Source organism: Herbaspirillum sp. SJZ107, from assembly GCF_006715485.1.
Lineage (GTDB): Bacteria > Pseudomonadota > Gammaproteobacteria > Burkholderiales > Burkholderiaceae_D > Telluria.
Genome location: NZ_VFNH01000001.1, coordinates 551200 through 570066 on the forward strand (window position 1 = coordinate 551200; position 18867 = coordinate 570066).

Here is an 18867-nt window from a genome sequence, read left to right on the forward strand (position 1 = left end):
CGAGGGGAATGATTACATGCCCTGGATGTTGGAAGCTTGCTTGCCTTTAGGGCCTTGCGTGACTTCGAATTGGACTTTTTGACCTTCTTTGAGAGTCTTAAAACCGTTCATGTTGATTGCGGAGAAGTGTGCAAACAAATCCTCGCCGCCGTCATCTGGGGTGATGAAGCCAAAACCTTTGGAATCATTGAACCACTTAACAGTACCTGTTGCCATAAAATAACTTTCGATTAAAAACAAATCACACGAGCCATAAAAGCAAGAAGCTTCTTGCCCCCTCCTCAGCCTGCTCACTTCTTATCAACAAGTACATAAGTACATGTCAATAACTGCATTGTTGGTGCAATAATCCCGCAAGTCAAGCGCTTTTGAACAGCTGTTGTAAAAATTTCTAGACGGCTCTAAAAACGAACTCTTGATTTCTGCAATCGGGTCGCCATCTGCGCATGGAACCGAAAACGCGTAAGATGGAAAGCAAATGGACACGCTCTGATTGTTAGCGTACGCACGGACACGAAAAGCACTTTAGAATACCCTTATGGCAACCAAGCACGATACAGAACAGCTGCTGGAGCGGCAGACCGTCAAGCCACCGCCCTTGTACCAGGTGGCGCTGCTCAATGACGACTACACCCCGATGGAGTTCGTAGTCGCCATTATCCAGGAGTACTTCAATAAGGATCGCGAAACGGCGACGCAGATCATGCTTTCCGTACACCGGCACGGCAAAGGGGTGTGCGGTGTGTTTTCCAAAGATATAGCGTGTACCAAAGTGGAGTTTGTATTAACGCATGCGCGCAAGGCAGGCCATCCCCTGCAGTGCGTGATGGAGGAAGTATGATTGCGCAGGAATTAGAAGTCTCTTTACACATGGCCTTTGTCGAAGCGCGGCAGGCTCGACACGAATTCATCACGGTCGAACACCTGTTGCTGGCGCTGCTCGACAATCCGTCGGCCGCTGAAGTCCTGCGTGCGTGCGCGGTCAATATCGAAGATCTGCGCAAGACCTTGACGAATTTCATCGGCGACAACACCCCGACGGTGCCCGGCACCGGCGAGGTCGACACCCAACCGACGCTCGGCTTCCAGCGCGTGATCCAGCGTGCGATCATGCACGTGCAGTCGGCGTCGAACGGCAAGAAGGAAGTAACCGGCGCGAACGTGCTGGTGGCGATCTTCGGCGAGAAGGACTCGCACGCCGTTTACTACCTGCACCAGCAGGGTGTGACCCGTCTCGACGTGGTCAATTTCATTTCGCATGGCGTGCGCAAGGACCAGCAGATCGACAGCCAGAAGGCGTCGGAAGGCGTGGAAGAAGCGCAAGTCGAAGGCCAGGCCAAGGAAAGCCCATTGGATCAGTTCACCCAGAACTTGAACAAGGCTGCTGCAGACGGTCGCATCGATCCGCTGATCGGTCGCGAGGAAGAAGTCGACCGCGTGATCCAGATCCTGTGCCGCCGCCGCAAGAACAATCCGCTGCTGGTCGGTGAAGCGGGCGTGGGTAAAACCGCGATCGCCGAAGGCCTGGCATGGCGCATCGTCCAGGAAGACGTGCCCGAGATCCTGCAGAACGCCGTCGTGTTCTCGCTCGACATGGGTGCGCTGCTGGCCGGCACCAAGTACCGCGGCGACTTCGAGCAGCGCCTGAAGGCGGTGCTCAAGCAGCTGAAGGACACGCCGAACGGCATCCTGTTCATCGACGAGATCCACACGATCATCGGCGCCGGTTCGGCATCGGGCGGTACGCTCGACGCATCGAACCTGCTGAAGCCGGCCCTGGCCAACGGCCAGCTCAAGTGCATCGGCGCGACCACGTTCACGGAATTCCGCGGCGTGTTCGAGAAGGACCACGCGCTGAGCCGCCGCTTCCAGAAGGTCGACGTCAACGAACCGTCGGTCGAGCAGACCGTGCAGATCCTGCGTGGCCTGAAGTCGCGCTTCGAAGAGCACCACGGCGTGAAGTACTCGTCGTCGGCACTCTCGACCGCGGCCGAACTGGCAGCCCGCTTCATCAACGACCGTCACCTGCCCGACAAGGCGATCGACGTGATCGACGAAGCCGGTGCGGCACAGCGCATCCTGCCGAAGTCGAAGCAGAAGAAGACCATCGGCAAGACCGAGATCGAGGACATCATCGCGAAGATCGCGCGGATTCCCCCGCAAACGGTCAACCAGGACGACCGCAGCAAGCTGCAGACCATCGACCGCGACCTGCGCAACGTCGTGTTCGGGCAAGACCCGGCGATCGAAGCGCTGTCGGCCGCGATCAAGATGGCCCGTGCAGGCCTGGGCAAGCAGGACAAGCCGATCGGCTCCTTCCTGTTCTCGGGTCCGACCGGCGTCGGCAAGACCGAAGTCGCGAAGCAGCTGGCGTTCATCCTGGGCATCGACCTGGTGCGCTTCGACATGTCGGAGTACATGGAACGCCACGCGGTGTCGCGCCTGATCGGTGCGCCGCCGGGCTACGTCGGCTTCGACCAGGGCGGTCTCCTCACCGAGGCCATCACCAAGAAGCCGCACACCGTGCTGCTGCTGGACGAGATTGAAAAAGCCCACCCGGACATTTTCAACATCCTGCTGCAGGTGATGGACCATGGCACGCTGACCGACAACAACGGCCGCAAGGCGGACTTCCGCAACGTGATCATCATCATGACCACGAACGCGGGCGCCGAAAGCCTGACCAAGCGTTCGGTGGGCTTCGTGGATTCGAAGGCGGCAGGCGACGAGATGGCCGACATCAAGCGCATGTTCACGCCGGAGTTCCGCAACCGCCTGGATGCGATCATCAGCTTCCGCGCGCTGGACGAGGACATCATCCTGCGCGTCGTGGACAAGTTCCTGATGCAGCTGGAAGAGCAGCTGCACGAGAAGAAGGTGGAAGCCGTCTTCACCGAGAAACTGCGCAAGTTCCTCGGCAAGAAAGGTTTCGATCCGCTGATGGGTGCCCGTCCGATGTCGCGCCTGATCCAGGACATGATCCGCAAGGCGCTGGCCGACGAGCTGCTGTTCGGCCGCCTGGTCAACGGCGGACGCGTCACCGTCGACCTGAATGACAAGGACGACGTGATCCTCGAGTTCTCCGAAGGCGACGTCCCGCCGCCGCCGGAACCGGTCGAGACGGTCGAGATCGAGTAATCGCTCCGGCCAAGTCGCAAGACTACGAAAGCCCGCCTCGTGCGGGCTTTTTTTCGTCCTGACGTTTCTTCATCGTTTCATGATGTTGTCATACGGCATTTTTATACTGCCGGCACACCCGGACCCCGTGCAGCGCATCATGACACTCTCCCGTATCCAGACCGGCACCAAGATCCTCGGTGCCTTCGCCGTGGTCTCCCTGGCCATCGTCATCGTTTCCATCGTCGCGCTGTGGCGCATGCAGGCGGCCGACGCCACCACCCGCGACCTGGTCGACAACAAGCTGGCGCGCCAGCAGCTGACCTCCGAACTGCTGGGCGTGGTGCGCCTGAACGGCGTGCGCGCGGTGTCGATTGCGCGCAGCGACAGCCTCGAAGTCGGCGATTATTTCCAGGCGCAATTGAATAGCGGCGAGAAGAGCGCGGCACAGATCGAAGCGCGCCTCGCCAAGCTGCCGGCCCCGGCCGACGAACGCATCCTGCTGGAGCGTGCCGGACAGCATAAGCTGGCTTACCTGAAGGTGCGCCAGCAAGTGTTCCAGGCCAAGGAATTCGGCAAGACCCAGGAAGTGGAGCAACTGACCGGCAACGAGCTGGCCCGCACCTTCGACGCCTGGAGCGGTACTCTTGAGGCACTGCTGGCGCGCCAGACGCGCGAGGCGCATGCGCTGGCCGAGGCCTCGTCCGCGGCCTTTGCCTTCAGCCGCAGCCTGCTGCTGGGGCTCGGCCTGCTGGCGTTGGCGACCGGCTGCGTCACCGGTGCACTGCTGACGCGCAGCATCGTGCGTCCGCTGCAGGCTGCGGTCGACCTGGCCGAGCGCGTGGCGGGCGGCGACCTGAGCGGCGTCATCGCGCACCGCCGCGTCGATGAAATCGGCCGTTTGTTCGATGCCCTGAACCACATGACCGACGGCGTCTCGAGCACGGTGGCGAAAGTGCTGGCCTCGGCGCGCAGCATCGACGATGCATCGGGCGAACTGGCCATCGGCAACCGCGACCTGGCGCGCCGCAGCGAGCAGCAGGCGCACAGCCTGCACCGCACCGTCGGCGCGATGGCCGAGCTGACCGAGGCAGTGCAGCGCAACCACGCCCATGCGCACGACGCCAACGCCCTGGCCCTGACGGCCTCCACCGTGGCGCGCGAAGGCGCCGGTGCGGTGGCCCAGGTGGTCGAACGCATGGACACCATCCGCGCCTCGGCCGCGCGCATCGGCGACATCACGGCCCTGATCGACGGCATCGCCTTCCAGACGAATATCCTGGCCCTGAACGCGGCGGTGGAAGCGGCCCGTGCCGGCGCCGAGGGCCGCGGCTTTGCGGTGGTGGCGGCCGAAGTGCGCAACCTGGCCCAGCACTCGGCTTCGGCAGCGCGCGAGATCAAGGCACTGGTGGGGGAGACCGTCGGCACGATCGAAGCCGGCACCGCCATCGCCGGCGCCGCCGGCAGCACCATGCAGCAGATCCTCGAACGGGTCGAGCGCGTGGCCGGGCTGCTGCAGGCGATCAATGCCGCCAGCGCAGGGCAGGCGTCCGGCATTGCCCAGGTGCGCGCCGTGATCGCCGAACTCGACGAGGCGACCGGGCAGGATGCGGCACTGGTCGGGCGCGCCGCGGCGGCGGCCGACAGCATGCGCGGCCAGGCCGGGCAGTTGACCGGCGTGGTAGCGACCTTCCGCATCCGTGATATGCAAGAAGAATCACAACGTCTTGAATCATATATTGGACAAATCACAGCAGGGACGGCAAGCTAGGCTTTTGTTTCAGTTAAGACCGATCAGGAGTTTGACCATGCCGACATACCGTTCCCGCACCACCACCCAAGGCCGCAATATGGCAGGGGCCCGCGCCCTGTGGCGCGCCACCGGCATGAAGGATGGCGACTTCGAGAAACCGATCATCGCCGTGGTGAATTCCTTCACCCAGTTCGTGCCTGGCCACGTCCACCTGAAGGACCTGGGCCAGCTGGTGGCGCGCGAGATCGAAGCGTCCGGCGGCGTCGCCAAGGAATTCAATACCATTGCCGTCGACGACGGCATCGCGATGGGCCATGGCGGCATGCTGTACTCGCTGCCGTCACGCGACCTGATTGCCGACTCGGTCGAGTACATGGTCAATGCCCACTGCGCCGACGCCATGGTCTGCATCTCGAATTGCGACAAGATCACGCCCGGCATGCTGATGGCTGCGATGCGCCTGAATATCCCGACCGTGTTCGTGTCCGGCGGGCCGATGGAGGCGGGCAAGGTGGTCAAGGTCGTCAACAACGAGCAGAAGATCATCAAGCTCGACCTGATCGACGCCATGATCAAGGCCGGCGACGCCAAGGTGTCCGATGCCGACGTGCTGGAAGCCGAGCGCTCGGCCTGTCCGACCTGCGGCTCGTGCTCGGGCATGTTCACCGCGAATTCGATGAACTGCCTGACCGAAGCGCTCGGCCTGTCGCTGCCGGGCAACGGCACCATCGTCGCCACCCATAGCGACCGCAAGGAACTGTTCCTGAAAGCGGGGCGCCTGATCGTCGACATCGCCAAGCGCCACTACGAACAAGACGACTACTCGGTCCTGCCGCGCTCGATCGCCAGCAAGGCCGCGTTCGAAAATGCGATGGCGCTGGACGTGTCGATGGGCGGCTCGACCAACACCGTGCTGCACCTGCTGGCCGCCGCGCACGAAGCACAGGTGGCGTTCACGATGGCCGACATCGACCGCATCTCGCGCCTGGTGCCCTGCCTGTGCAAGGTGGCGCCGATGACCGACAAATACCACATCGAAGACGTGCACCGCGCCGGCGGCATCATCTCGATCCTGGGCGAACTGGCACGCGCCGGCCTGCTCGACACCTCGCTGCCGACCGTGCACAGCCCGACGCTGGGCGACGCCATCGAGAAATACGATATCCGCCGTAGCGACGACCGCGCCGTGCACCAGCTGTTCCGCGCGGCGCCGGGCGGCGTGCCGACCCAGGTGGCGTTCTCGCAATCGGAACGCTACGCGTCCAACGACCTCGACCGCAGCCTGGGCTGCATCCGCGACCGCGAGCACGCCTATTCGCAGGACGGCGGCCTGGCTGTCTTGTACGGCAACATCGCCGAGAAGGGCTGCATCGTCAAGACTGCCGGCGTCGACGAGAGCATCCTGAAATTCTCCGGCCGCGCGCGCGTGTTCGAAAGCCAGGACGCGGCAGTCGATGCCATCCTGGGTGACCAGGTGGTGGCCGGCGACGTCGTCATCATCCGCTACGAAGGACCGAAGGGCGGACCGGGCATGCAGGAGATGCTGTACCCGACCTCGTACATCAAGTCGAAAGGCCTCGGCAAGGCGTGCGCGCTGTTCACCGACGGACGCTTCTCGGGCGGCTCGTCGGGCCTGGTGATCGGCCACGCGTCGCCGGAAGCGGCCGAAGGCGGCGCGATCGGCCTGGTGGAAGAGGGTGACATGATCGACATCGACATCCCGGCGCGCACCATCGGTCTGCGTGTGTCGGCCGAGGAACTGGGACACCGCCGCATGGCGATGGAAGCGCGCGGCGCGGATGCATGGCAGCCGGTCGGCCGTGAACGTGTGGTATCGCAGGCCTTGCAGGCGTATGCGGCGCTGACCACGTCGGCGGATCGTGGGGCGGTGCGCGATCTTTCGCAGCTGAAGCGTTAATACTATCTACATCCTCCCCGCCTTCGCGGGGGGTCGTTTCCGGCATTGCCGGAAACGACGTATTTTTTCTCACACCGCGGCAAGCGCCCGCACCAGATCCGCCCGCTGATCCTCCACATCCTCGATCCCCACCGACAAGCGGATCAAGCCATCCCCGATCCCCAGCGCCGCCCGCTGTTCCGGCGGTATGGTCGCATGCGTCATGATTGCCGGATGCTCGATCAGGCTCTCGACACCGCCCAGGCTCTCGGCCAGCGTGAACACTTCGCAATGCTCGAGGAAGCGGCGCGCGCCGGCCAAGTCGGTATCGAGGTCGACCGAGATGATGCCGCCGTAGCCATGCATCTGGCGCCGCGCCAGTTCGTGCTGCGGATGCGACGCCAGGCCAGGGTAGTGCACGCGTTTCACCTTCGGCTGCGATGCCAGCCACCCGGCCAGTTCCAGCGCATTGGCATTGCTGCGCTCCACCCGCAGGGCCAGGGTCTTGATGCCGCGTAGTACCAGGAAGCTGTCGAACGGCCCCTGGATCGCACCCACCGCATTCTGGATGAAGCCGAGGCGTTCGCGCAGCGGCTGGTGGCGGGCTTCGGTACCGACCACGGCCACGCCGCCGATCACGTCCGAGTGCCCGTTCATGTACTTGGTGGTCGAGTGCACCACGATGTCGATGCCCAGTTCCAGCGGCCGCTGGTTGACCGGGCTGGCGAAGGTGTTGTCGCAGACCGTGATGATGCCGCGCCCGCGGCATTCCTCGGCAATGGCATGCAGGTCGGCCAGCTTCAGCATCGGGTTGGTCGGCGTCTCGACCCAGACCATCTTCGTTTCCGGGCGCAGCGCGCCGGCCAGGGCCAGCGGGTCGGTCAGGTCGACGTAGCTGAATGCGTGGCCGGCGCTGAGGCGGCGCACCCGCTCGAACAGGCGGAAGGTGCCGCCGTACATGTCGTCGCCGGCGACGATGTGGGAGCCGGCCGGCAGCAGTTCCAGCACGGCGGCGATGGCCGCCAGGCCGGACGCGAAGGCAAAGGCGGCGCCGCCGCTTTCGATGTCGGCCACGCAGCGCTCCAGCGCCCAGCGCGTCGGGTTGTGCGAGCGGCCGTAGTCCAGGCCCTTGTGCACGCCCGGGCTTTCCTGAGCAAAGGTCGAGGTGGCATAAATCGGCGGCATCACGGCGCCGGTGGCCGGGTCGGGCGCCTGGCCGCCGTGGATCACGCGGGTGGCCAGGCGGCGCTTTTGCTTGGTGTCGTCGCTCATATCAAGTAACGCATATCAGGTCAGGGTGCGGCGCAGGTGATTGAGAAGATCGAAACGCGTGATCAGCCCATAGAAATGGTCGCCGTCGGCGATGACGGCAGTCAGGCCACGGTCGAGGATCTCGCGCAGTTCGCGCATGCGCGCCGAGGGCGCCAGCGTCTTCAGCTCGGTGGTCATCGTATCCGAGACCGGTGCGCCGAAGCGCTCGCGTTCGCTGGTGACGTGCAACAACAGGTCGGACTCGTCGATCAGGCCGACCAGCTTGCCATGCTCGACCACCGGCAGCTGGGCCAGGTCGGCGCTGCGCATGCGGTTGAAGGCGGTCAGCAGGGTGTCGGACGGCGCCACCGTCACCACTTCGCCGTCGTCGAAGCGGCGCCCGATCAGGTCGCGCAGGTCGCCCAGTTTCGGACGGTGCAGCAGGCCCTGGTCGACCATCCAGCCGTCGCTGTAGACCTTGGTGAGATAGCGGGTGCCGGTGTCGCACACGAAGGTGACGACCCGCTTCGGCGTGGTCTGGGCGCGGCAGTAGCGCAGGGCGGCGGCGAGCAGGGTGCCGGTGGAGGAACCGGCCAGGATGCCTTCCTGGCGCAGCAGTTCGCGCGCGGTATTGAAGCTGTCCTCGTCGCTGATGGAGTACGCCGTCTTCACGCGCGACAGGTCGGCGATCGCCGGGATGAAGTCTTCGCCGATGCCTTCGACCGCCCACGAGCCGGAGACATCCGACAGTTTGCCGGTCTTGATGTAGTCGGCCAGGATCGAGCCTTGCGGATCGGCCAGCACGAATTCGAGGCCTGGCTGTACCTGCGCGAAATAGCGCGACAGGCCGCTGAGGGTGCCGGACGAGCCGACGCCGACCACGATGGCGTCGATCTCGTGGCGCATCTGTTCCCAGATTTCGGGGCCGGTCGTGGTTTCGTGGGCGCGCGGATTGTCCGGGTTGTTGAACTGGTCGGCGAACCAGGCGCCGGGAATCTCCCTGGCCAGGCGCGCCGCATAATCCTGGTAGTACTCGGGATGGCCCTTGCCGACGTCGGAACGGGTCAGGTGGATCTCGGCGCCGAGCGCCTTCAGGTGCAGCACCTTTTCCGCCGCCATCTTGTCGGGCACGACCAGGACCACCCGGTAGCCCTTGATACGCGCCACCAGCGCCAGGCCGAGGCCGGTATTCCCGGCGGTGGCTTCGACCACGGTGCCGCCGGGCTGCAGGCGGCCATCCAGCTCGGCCGCCTCGATCATGGCGCGGCCGATGCGGTCCTTGATGGAGCCGCCGGGATTCTGGGATTCGAGCTTGAGGAAGAGCTGGCAGGGGCCGGTGTCGATGCGGGTGACTTCGACCAGCGGGGTATTGCCGATCAGCGAAAAAATCGCCGCTGACGAGGTATTGCTACGCGCGTCTTGCATGATGCCTCCGAACTACGCGGCACTTCATGGGCGCCGCCTGGAAAGCTGGCACGATCGGGCGCCAGGCCGTATAAAAAAGGCATCATACGACTAAATTCGGCGTCGTGGTTTGGGGGAGATTAAACCACTTGAGCTCGTATTAGGTTAGAGCGGCTCACTTTCTAAATGCTAATTTCCTTCTTTCAAACGGCGCCATAAGGTGGTGCGGCTGATGCCCAGGTGGCGTGCGGCGGCATCGCGCTGGCCGCCGAAGCGCGCCAGCACCTCGGCCGCGCTTTCCCGGACCGGGGGCGGCGGTACCTGCGCCTCCAGCGCGGCCGGGGAGGGCAGCGCAAGCCGGGCCAGCTCGGGCGCGATCGCCAGCAGGAAGCTCGGCGTCAGCGCCTGCAGGGGCTCGGCCGCCAGGAACAACGCCAGCCGTTCCATCAGGTTGCGCAGCTCGCGCACGTTCCCGGGCCAGCCATACGCCTGCAGCAGCGGCGCGCAGGCCGCGATCTCGGCCGCCAGGTTCGGATGCGGCCGCGCATCCAGCGCCGCCAGCGCATGCTTGAGCGACCACTCGGCCAGCGGCGCGATGTCTTCCGCGCGCGCGCGCAGCGGTGGCAGGGCGAGGCGCAGCACGGCCAGCCGGTAGAACAGGTCGGCACGGAAGCGGCCGTCGCGCACGCGTGCCTCCAGGTCGCAATGGGTGGCGCTGATCACGCGCACGTCGATCGGCACCGGCCGCGTGCCGCCCACCCGCATCACTTCGCGCTCCTCGAGCACGCGCAGCAGGCGCGTCTGCAGCGCGAGCGGCATTTCGCCGATCTCGTCCAGGAACAGGGTGCCGCCGTTCGCCGCTTCGAACAAGCCGGCGTGACCGCCGCGGCGCGCGCCCGTGAACGCGCCTTCCTCGTGGCCGAACAGCTCGGATTCCAGCAGCGACTCGGCGATGGCGCCGCAATTCACGGCGACGAAGGGCCGGTTGGCGCCGCGGCGCGGGCTCTCGCGGTGGATCGCCTGCGCCACCAGCTCCTTGCCGCTGCCGGTTTCGCCCTGGATCAGCACGGTCGCCGGCGAGCGCGCGTACAGCACCACGCTCTGGCGCAGGCGTTCCATCGCCGGCGACTCGCCACGCAGATCGTTGAGGCCACGCCGCGCCCGGCGGCTGTCCACGGCGGCCGGGCGCATCGGGCGGCTTTTTTCCAACTGGGTCAGGCGCGCCAGCTCCAGCGCATCGTCGAAGGCGCGCCGGATCGAGGCCGCCGAATACACGAACACCGCCTTCAGGCCCGCTTCCTCGGCCAGGTCGGTAATCAAGCCGGCGCCGACGATGACCTCGATCCCGCCGGCTTTCAATTCGTCGATGCCGGCGCGCGCATCTTCCTCGGTCACATAGGTGCGCTGCTCGATCACCAGGCCGAAGGTCGCCGCGAACTCGGCCAGTTCCGGCAGCGGCCGCTGGTACTGGATCACGCCGATCCGTGCCGACAGGCGCCGAGCCCGCGCCAGCGCCTGCATGAAGTCGAAGCCGCTGGCCTGGGCCACCACCACCGGCACCGAGATCCGGCTCTTCAGGTAAGCGCCGTTGGAGCCGGCCGCGATCACGACATCGCAATGCTCGCCCGCCATGCGCTCGCGGATATGGCGCGCTGCTTCGTCGAAGCCCAGGTGCAGCGGTTCGATCTGCGCCAGGTGATCGTATTCGAGGGTGATGTCGCGGAACAGGTCGGACAGGCGGGACACGGACACGGTCCAGATGACGGGCTTGCCGGATTCGGGGGCGCTGCGAATGGGATAACTCATGTTTCAAGTGTAGTGCATTTCATTCCACGGGGTTTCATTTGAAACGCCGGTAAATATGGTTTTCGGCTTCTGCCGTAAGAATCGGGTAAGGGGCCGCCCGTAGGATCGAAACCAGCCGGCTGTACTGGCATTAATAAAATGAATGGAGACAAAAAATGGAAGCAGACCTCGTACAACGGGTCAAGAATGACCCGAACTACCAGAAACTCGTCAGGACACGCTCCCGCTACGGCTGGATGCTGGCCCTGTCGGTCATGGTGGTCTACTACGGCTTCACCGCGCTGAACGCCTGGGACAAGGCCTTCATGGCATCGAAGATCGGCAACGGCGTCATGTCCTGGGGCGTGCCCCTGGGCCTGTTTGTGATCCTGTTCACGGTGGCCGTCACCGCCATCTACGTGCGCCGCGCGAACCGCGAGTTCGACGCGCTCACCGACGCCATCCACCAGAACGCCGGCGCGGGCACCGCCCAGCCGGCCGCCACCAACGCCCACGTGACCCAGCCGACCAAGGTACGCGCATGACCAAGACCACCCGCATCTTCTCCTACCTGGCGGCCGCCTTCGCCCTGCTGGCCCTCGCCGGCAGCGCCATGGCGGCGCCGGACCTCGGCCAGGCCACCAAGCAAGCCACCAACTGGACCGCGATCGCGATGTTCGCGGTGTTCGTGCTGCTGACCCTGTTCATCACCAAATGGGCCGCCAAGCGCACCCGCTCGGCGTCCGACTTCTACACCGCCGGCGGCGGCATCACCGGCTTCCAGAACGGCCTCGCGATCGCCGGCGACTTCATGTCGGCCGCCTCCTTCCTCGGCATCTCCGCCGCCGTGTTCCTGGACGGCTTCGACGGCCTGATCTACGCGATCGGCTTCCTGGTCGGCTGGCCGGTGCTGACCTTCCTGATGGCCGAGCGCCTGCGCAACCTGGGCCGCTTCACCTTTGCCGACGTCGCCGCCTACCGCTTCGCCCAGAAGCCGGTGCGCCTGTTCGCCGCCTCGGGGACCCTGGTCGTCGTGCTGTTCTACCTGATCGCGCAGATGGTCGGCGCCGGCCAGCTGATCAAGCTGCTGTTCGGCCTGGACTACTGGATCGCCGTGGTCCTGGTCGGCATCCTGATGATGGTCTACGTGCTGTTCGGCGGCATGACCGCCACCACCTGGGTGCAGATCATCAAGGCCGTGATGCTGCTGGCCGGTACCACCTTCATGGCATTCTCGGTGCTGTCGATGTTCAACTTCAGCCCGGAGCAGCTGTTCGCCAAGGCCGTCGAAGTGCACGCCAAGGGCGACGCCATCATGGGCCCGGGCACCTTCATCAAGGACCCGATCTCCGGCATCTCCTTCGGCATGGCGCTGATGTTCGGTACCGCCGGCCTGCCGCACATCCTGATGCGCTTCTTCACCGTCCCGAGCGCCAAGGAAGCGCGCAAGTCGGTGCTGTGGGCGACCACCTGGATCGGCTACTTCTACGTGCTGGTGTTCATCATCGGCTTCGGCGCGATCGTGCTGGTCGGTACCAACCCGGCCTTCAAGGATGCTGCCGGCAAGCTGCTGGGCGGTAACAACATGGCGGCGGTGCACCTGGCCAAGGCCGTGGGCGGCGATATCTTCCTCGGCTTCATCTCGGCCGTGGCCTTCGCGACCATCCTGGCGGTGGTGGCGGGCCTGACGCTGTCGGGTGCCTCGGCCGTGTCGCACGACCTGTACGCCACCGTCATCAAGAAGGGCCAGACCACCCCGGGCAGCGAACTGCGCGTGTCCAAGATCACCACCATCTGCCTGGGCATCATCGCCGTGCTGCTGGGTATCGTGTTCCAGAGCGTGAACGTCGCCTTCATGGTGTCGCTGGCCTTCGCCATCGCCGCCTCGGCCAACTTCCCGGTGCTGTTCATGTCGGTGCTGTGGAAGGGCTGCACCACCCGCGGCGCCACCGTCGGCGGCTTCCTCGGCCTCATCACGGCGGTCGGCCTGACCGTGGTGTCGAAGTCGGTGTGGGTCGATGTGTTCCACAACAAGGCAGCGATCTTCCCGTACACCTCGCCGGCCCTGTTCTCGATGATCGTCGGCTTCGTCGGCGTGTGGCTGTTCTCGGTCACCGACAGCGGCCCGCGCGCGGCAATCGACAAGGCCGGTTTCGAGGCGCAGGAAGTGCGTTCGGAAACCGGTATCGGTGCAGCCGGCGCTACTGCGCACTGATCGTCGCAATCAGCTGATCCGACAGCCCGGTCGATTCGTCGACCGGGCTGTTTGCTTTCCGGCGTAAGGCGATACGCGCAATTCCGTTGCTTTACGGATACTTTGTCATTGTGATTAGTGATTAGAGATATTGTTGTCAGAGTTGTTCAGTAATCGAAAGACAAGTTCAGCTTGTCGCGTTGTGATCATAAAAACGCATTTTCAGGCGGTTTTGGCGGAAACATATTATAAATAGCAATATTGTTTCTAAAATTATACTAATAGTTTCTTGTTGGAACTTTTGACGAAAATGCGTACCATGTGGCTGGTTCGATGTAACCCCAGCTCAACAATGCACCGCAACCCAACATTTTCGTCTCCCTACCTGCCCAAGCAGCGCAAGACCCAGAGCATGGCTTTGCCCAAGCGCTTCTACCTGCCGCGTTGCCTCGGGCTGAGCATGGGTTTTCTGGCGGTATTCTTCAGCTTGTCGGCGCCGCACCATGGCCGGCTGGTGCTTGGGCTATTGATCAGCTACTGCTTTTTGTGGCCGCATTTGGCTTATTTGCTCGCCAAGTCCAGCGCACGCCCCATCGATACCGAGCGCCGCAGCATGCTGGTCGACGCTTTCATGGCGGGCATGTTTGCCGCGGTCATGGGCTTCAATCCGATTCCTTCGGTGTGCATCCTTAGCATGGTCACCATGAACAACATGGCCATGGGTGGACCGCGTTTCATGGGGCGCGGCGTGATGGCAAGCCTGCTGGGGGCAGGCGTGAGCTATCTGACGCTGGGCACATCCTTTCACGACGTCTTGAGCCGTACGCAAATTGCGGCTTGCCTGCCTTTGCTGGTCTTGTACCCCTTATCGTTGGGATACGTTGCCTACCTCACGGCGGTCCAGCTCATCAAACACAAGAACCAACTGCGCGACATGAGCCGGACGGATTCCCTGACGGGCTTGACCAATCGTGCTGCGTTCAATGAAATACTCGACGACTGGGTGAGGGCGCCGGGTAACGACATCCATCGGAGCGTCGTGGCGCTGGTCGACGTCGACCAGTTCAAGGACATCAACGACAAATTCGGCCATATCGCCGGCGACCGGGCGCTGCAAAAAGTCGCCAGGATCATGTTGTCCTGCGTACAGGAACAGGATACGGTGGCGCGCTATGGCGGTGACGAGTTCTGCGTCATTCTGCGCAATACGAGCCGAGTGGAAGCCACCGGTGTCTTCGAGCGCATGTGCGCGCTTGCGCGGCCGGATGCCGCGGTCCGGGAGGGCGAGCCGATACCGACCTTGAGCATTGGGGTAGCCATGTACAGCTCGCGTGTGCGCACGAGTGCGATGTGGATCCACATGGCCGATGAAGCCATGTACGAAGCCAAGAAGGGCGGGCGTAACCAGGTGTTTTTCTTGCCCGATACCGTGTCCGCATCGACTGGTGTCTTCCAGTCGGCATAGAACGCAAGAGCGCGGATGCTCGGATGATGCGAGCCACCCTGGCAACTGACATCCCTGATGGCACCAGCGACGGTTTGACATCCATGCAAGTCAGGAATGCGGTGAGGCATTTGGCATGCACGGCACTTAGCCGTCGGGATTTACTGGGTCTTGTTCAAAGAAAAATAGCCAAGCTTTTCGCTGTACCCAGGCCCGACTATCTTGTACGCACCTGAGATCATCCGGGGGCGCAATTTGCCAGTCAAAAACCGGTAGCCATCACAGACTTGGGTCCGACCCAAGGTCAATTCCCCCCGCTCCACGTCATAAGCCAGGAGTTCGTTCAATGGAAAGAATTTTTCGTCGGCGTTGATTTTCCTCTCGACCACGACCCTTTTCCATTGACCCCCGATGCAGGATTCGGTGGCCTTTTCCTTTGTAAATCGTACTGTTGCGTCCACTTTGACTTGATGGTTCAAGTCCATGATTCGCAGTTGCCATGGCGTATCCACATCCTGAGCCTGACTTGAGGCCGTGCAGAAGGCGATGGCCATGCAGGCGATGTAATGGAAGTGAAGTTTCATCGATGAACAAGTGTGTTTTTGGAAGCTCGACGCTGTTGTTCGGAAGTTACCATGCTCAGCCCAGAGCACGTCCAGGGAGCCGAGTCGCTATCTCAGCCTCGACGCAACCTCCCAACGCCATCATCGCCGGAAAGGTGATGAGTTCCCGACCCAGCCCACCCAATGCGAGTGCGCACAGGATCGTCGATGGCGATGCCAGCCCCGTCGCGCTGGGCGACAGGAACAGCACGCCAACGATCGCGATTGCATTCAACCACATCAGACGGAACGCGAATTTCCCATCCGGAATGGACATAAACGCTGCACGTACCTGCAATGCAGACTTGGTATGAAGGAAGGCTTCAGGCGATGTCCGGACTGCACGCGCTTGATATACACCGACCGCGAACCCGATCAGCGGGAATGGAAGCAGCATCCAGACCGCCGGCGGTGGGGAAACCGCAAAGCAAGCCGTGATGACGGCGACATACCCGAGCAGGAGAATAATATTGGTGCGGAAGCCAAGGGACCAGTGCATAGAATGATGGGGTAACGATGCTGCATTTCTACCTGGTTGGCATTCGTCAGCCACCAGGCTGGTAACGGGCTTTGCACCGGCCTGCTTTCATCGGCGGATAGCACAGTAGAAAGCAGACCCGCATGCCCACGCATTCAGTCTTTCGCCGGATCCCGATAACGGAAAGGATCCGTCGCCGTAGGCTGCTTCGGCAACACATTCCTCGGCATCGGCGTATCGCTCTCCGCCGCCTGCAGCAGCACGGTCGCCATGATCACCGACGCCTGGCGCAGGTCTTCGGTGCGCAGGTGATCATAGGTATCCAGGTTCGAGTGATGTACCTGGCTGCCGTAATCCAGCGGATCCTGGATGAACTGGAACGCCGGCAAGCCCATCCCCGCCATGATTTCGTGGTCGGTCCCGCCGGTCTTTTTCGCCACCACTTTATCGGCCCCCAGACTGGCAAACGGTGCCAGCCAGTTGCGCAGCACCGGCATTGCAGCGAAATTGCCTTCGGCGTAGATGCCGCGGATCTTGCCCGAGCCGTTGTCGAGGTTGAAGTAGGCCGTCATGTCGTTGAAGCCGGCCAGCGGCGTGATCGGGTAGGTCTCCCACATGAATTCCGGCACCTTGGCTTGTGCCGCACTGGCGGGGCGGGGGCGGGTCGCGATGTGCTGCTTGATGTAGGCGAGCGAACCGAGCAGGCCTTGCTCTTCGCCAGTCCACAGGGCGAAGCGGATGGTGCGCTTCGGTTTCACGCCCAGCTGCGACAGGATACGCGCCGCTTCCATCACCACCACCGAGCCGGCGCCGTTGTCGGCGGCGCCGTCGCCGGCCACCCAGCTGTCGAGGTGGGCGCCGGCCATCACGTAGCCGGCCTGCGGATCGCTGCCCGGGATCTCGGCCAGCACGTTGTAGGCCTTGGTGTCGCGGTCGTCGAAGTGGACGTTGTTGTTCAGCTCGAGCTTGACTTCGCCGACTTTCGCCAGGCGCGCCAGGCGGCGGTAGTCTTCGGCGGCCATTTCGACGGCCGGCAGCGAGACGGTGTCGCTCTTGCCGTGGAAATAGCCTTCGCCTTGCACCAGGCCGCCGTTACGGTAGGACATCTTCACAAGGGCCTGCGCGCCCTCGGCTGCCATGAAGCGGTCGATCTCGCGCGCCAGTTCGAAGTATTTCTTGTACAGGTCGAACGACTGCTCCGGATCGAAGTGCGGCTGGTCGTAGGTCGACAGCTTGCCGAGTTCGGCTTCGTCGTAGCGCTTGAAGGGGGCGCTGGTGCCGTCCTTGGCGTCGTCCGGGTAGCTGATCAGGACGATCTTGCCGCGTACCTTGCCTTTCCATGCTGCCAGGTCGCGCACGTGGCGGATCGGGGCGACGACGATCGAAGCACTGAGCGTGCCGCGGGTCGGCGGGGTCCAGGCGACCGGGATCGCGGTCAAGCCCAGAGGGCGCGGCGTTACCATGCGGGCGCCCGCCGATTCGATCCACCAGCCGCGGCCGAACTCGTAGCCTTCGAGGTGGACGTTCTGCAAGCCCCAGCCGCTGAAGGTCTGCTGGGTCCATTTCTCAGCCTTGCGCATGGCGGGCGAGTTGGTCATGCGGCCGCCGATCTGGTCGCTCAGGTAGGCGGCGAGGGTGGCGACCTGGCCACGGTTGTAGCCTTCGTCGGCGATGCGGTTGATCGTGTTGGCGTCGACCGGCTCGGCCTGGGCGCCGCTGCAGGTGATGAGAACGGCAGCCAGCAGGCTGGCCTTGCGGATGTCGAACATGAATTCCCCTGATTAATATTGTTCAGGAAAGTCTGTTGAATTTATTGAACTATGTCAACGGCTATGCGATGTTCATGATCGGCACAGGTGTTGCGCTGTTTCCAAGCGATGTTTCACACTGAAACATCATGAAACATAAGGAGTGCAGCCGTGCTTGCCTGAATGCTGCCAAGTCTTTGAAAATCCGCTTTGCTGCCATCGAACCGTGACTGGCACGCGCCTTGCATATTGCTCGTCCATATTCATAGACCGCCAACCCGAAAGGATCACGCAATGAGCCAACAGTCCGCAGGCGCCGCATTCCGCCGCGCCGTCCAGGAAGAACATCCGCTGCAGGTGGTGGGGGCGATCAACGCCAACCACGCCCTGCTGGCCAAGCGCGCCGGCTACCGCGCGATCTACCTGTCGGGCGGCGGCGTCGCGGCCGGTTCGCTGGGCTTGCCGGACCTGGGCATCTCGGGCCTGGAAGACGTGCTGATCGACGTGCGCCGCATCAGCGACGTGTGCGACCTGCCGCTGCTGGTCGACGTCGATACCGGCTTCGGCGCGTCCGCCTTCAACGTGGCGCGCACCGTGCGCTCGCTGATCAAGGCCGGCGCCGGCGCCTGCCACATCGAGGACCAGGTCGGTGCCAAGCGCTGCGGCCATCGTCCGAACAAGGAAATTGTCAGCCAGGGCGAGATGGTCGACCGCATCAAGGCGGCCGCCGATGCGCGCACCGACGACGATTTCGTGATCATGGCGCGTACCGATGCGCTGGCCGTCGAGGGCCTCGACAAGGCAGTCGAGCGCGCCGTGGCCTGCGTCGAAGCCGGCGCCGACATGATCTTTCCGGAAGCGATTACCAGCTTGGAGATGTACAAGCAGTTCAAGCAGGCCGTCAAGGTGCCGATCCTGGCCAACATCACGGAGTTCGGCAGCACGCCGCTGTTCACGGTCGAGGAGCTGAAAGGCGCCGACGTCGACATCGTGCTGTACCCCCTGTCGGCCTTCCGCGCGATGAACAAGGCGGCCGAGAACGTCTACACGGCGATCCGCCGCGACGGCACCCAGCAGAACGTGCTCGACACCATGCAGACGCGCGCTGAACTCTACGACCGCATCGACTATCACAGCTTCGAGCAGAAACTCGATGCGCTGTTTGCACAGAACAAAGCCAAATAAATACGGAGA

The 18867-nt window shown here is 63.4% G+C and carries 14 protein-coding genes and 1 pseudogene; 8 read left to right on the forward strand and 7 right to left on the reverse strand.

The annotated features are described in order from the left end of the window. Positions 1-12: 12 nt before the first annotated feature. Positions 13-216, reverse strand: a complete 204-nt coding sequence (locus tag FBX97_RS02480) for a cold-shock protein (RefSeq protein WP_020653506.1) — start codon at positions 214-216, stop codon at positions 13-15. A 322-nt stretch (positions 217-538) separates the two neighbouring features. On the opposite strand from FBX97_RS02480, the gene clpS reads away from it, so the two are divergent. The 4 genes from clpS to ilvD all read left to right on the forward strand — a co-directional run bounded on the left by clpS (position 539) and on the right by ilvD (position 6788). Next, the gene (gene clpS / locus FBX97_RS02485) at positions 539-841 is read left to right on the forward strand and encodes an ATP-dependent Clp protease adapter ClpS (protein ID WP_027864722.1); all 303 of its coding nucleotides are present in this window, start codon (positions 539-541) and stop codon (positions 839-841) included. Next, positions 838-3138: an ATP-dependent Clp protease ATP-binding subunit ClpA gene (clpA, locus tag FBX97_RS02490; protein ID WP_141828663.1), complete on the forward strand. Its 2301-nt coding sequence runs from the start codon at positions 838-840 to the stop codon at positions 3136-3138. The genes clpS and clpA overlap by 4 nt, the downstream gene beginning before the upstream one ends. Before the next feature lie 139 nt (positions 3139-3277). Continuing rightward, positions 3278-4888, forward strand: coding sequence for a methyl-accepting chemotaxis protein (locus tag FBX97_RS02495; RefSeq protein WP_141828664.1), 1611 nt, complete (start codon positions 3278-3280; stop codon positions 4886-4888). Positions 4889-4925: 37 nt separating this feature from the next. Then, on the forward strand, positions 4926-6788 hold the full coding sequence (gene ilvD, locus FBX97_RS02500; protein ID WP_141828665.1) for a dihydroxy-acid dehydratase: 1863 nt from the start codon (positions 4926-4928) through the stop codon (positions 6786-6788). 69 nt (positions 6789-6857) lie between these two features. Here ilvD and FBX97_RS02505 read toward each other — a convergent pair whose 3' ends face one another. From FBX97_RS02505 to prpR, 3 genes are all read right to left on the reverse strand, one after another. Then, a complete protein-coding gene (locus FBX97_RS02505) occupies positions 6858-8039 on the reverse strand; it encodes a PLP-dependent aspartate aminotransferase family protein (protein ID WP_141828666.1) in 1182 nt (393 codons plus the stop codon). A gap of 15 nt (positions 8040-8054) precedes the next feature. Continuing rightward, entirely contained in the window at positions 8055-9443 is a 1389-nt protein-coding gene (locus FBX97_RS02510; RefSeq protein ID WP_141828667.1) for a cystathionine beta-synthase, read from the reverse strand. A 168-nt stretch (positions 9444-9611) separates the two neighbouring features. Beyond that, positions 9612-11228, reverse strand: a complete 1617-nt coding sequence (gene prpR, locus FBX97_RS02515) for a propionate catabolism operon regulatory protein PrpR (protein WP_141828668.1) — start codon at positions 11226-11228, stop codon at positions 9612-9614. Between the two features lie 155 nt (positions 11229-11383). Here prpR and FBX97_RS02520 point away from each other — a divergent pair. The 3 genes and pseudogenes from FBX97_RS02520 to FBX97_RS02530 all read left to right on the forward strand — a co-directional run. Then, positions 11384-11683: pseudogene (locus tag FBX97_RS02520) on the forward strand (DUF485 domain-containing protein); the annotation flags it as partial. 65 nt (positions 11684-11748) lie between these two features. Continuing rightward, complete coding sequence (locus tag FBX97_RS02525) at positions 11749-13422, forward strand: cation acetate symporter (protein WP_141828670.1); 1674 nt, start codon at positions 11749-11751, stop codon at positions 13420-13422. A gap of 331 nt (positions 13423-13753) precedes the next feature. Then, complete coding sequence (locus tag FBX97_RS02530; RefSeq protein ID WP_185748445.1) at positions 13754-14866, forward strand: diguanylate cyclase; 1113 nt, start codon at positions 13754-13756, stop codon at positions 14864-14866. Between the two features lie 140 nt (positions 14867-15006). Here FBX97_RS02530 and FBX97_RS02535 read toward each other — a convergent pair whose 3' ends face one another. The 3 genes from FBX97_RS02535 to FBX97_RS02545 all read right to left on the reverse strand — a co-directional run bounded on the left by FBX97_RS02535 (position 15007) and on the right by FBX97_RS02545 (position 17694). Then, a complete protein-coding gene (locus tag FBX97_RS02535; RefSeq protein ID WP_141828672.1) occupies positions 15007-15429 on the reverse strand; it encodes a hypothetical protein in 423 nt (140 codons plus the stop codon). Between the two features lie 55 nt (positions 15430-15484). Next, on the reverse strand, positions 15485-15946 hold the full coding sequence (locus FBX97_RS02540; RefSeq protein ID WP_141828673.1) for a hypothetical protein: 462 nt from the start codon (positions 15944-15946) through the stop codon (positions 15485-15487). 134 nt (positions 15947-16080) lie between these two features. Next, on the reverse strand, positions 16081-17694 hold the full coding sequence (locus tag FBX97_RS02545) for a M20/M25/M40 family metallo-hydrolase (RefSeq protein WP_221631724.1): 1614 nt from the start codon (positions 17692-17694) through the stop codon (positions 16081-16083). A gap of 273 nt (positions 17695-17967) precedes the next feature. On the opposite strand from FBX97_RS02545, the gene prpB reads away from it, so the two are divergent. After that, positions 17968-18858: a methylisocitrate lyase gene (gene prpB, locus FBX97_RS02550; protein ID WP_141828674.1), complete on the forward strand. Its 891-nt coding sequence runs from the start codon at positions 17968-17970 to the stop codon at positions 18856-18858. Positions 18859-18867: the final 9 nt, after the last annotated feature.